Raw genomic sequence first — 249 nt, forward strand, 5'->3', positions numbered from 1 at the left:
CTATTTTTTCATGGTTTTCTTTGAAAATTTGAAAGCCAAATAAAAACACATCTTATTTGCAATGTCAAAAGAAACGACTTTACTGATCAACTATTTTAAAAGTTTCATTCCTCTTTCTAAAGAAGAAATTGAAGCATTGGATGAGCGTATTACAGAAAGGAGAATCAAACGAAAACAATTTATTTTGCAGGAGAATGAAATATGCCAGTACTATACATTTGTAGTTTCTGGATGCCTCAAGATGTATAG

Annotated in this window: 1 pseudogene; it reads left to right on the top strand. The window is 30.1% G+C overall.

The features are described 5' to 3' along the window. Nucleotides 1–61: 61 nt before the first annotated feature. Nucleotides 62–249 (top strand): annotated as a pseudogene (locus SB679_RS25630) (Crp/Fnr family transcriptional regulator); the annotation flags it as partial.

Source organism: Chryseobacterium sp. SIMBA_029 (assembly GCF_046535275.1).
In the GTDB taxonomy this organism is placed as follows: domain Bacteria; phylum Bacteroidota; class Bacteroidia; order Flavobacteriales; family Weeksellaceae; genus Chryseobacterium.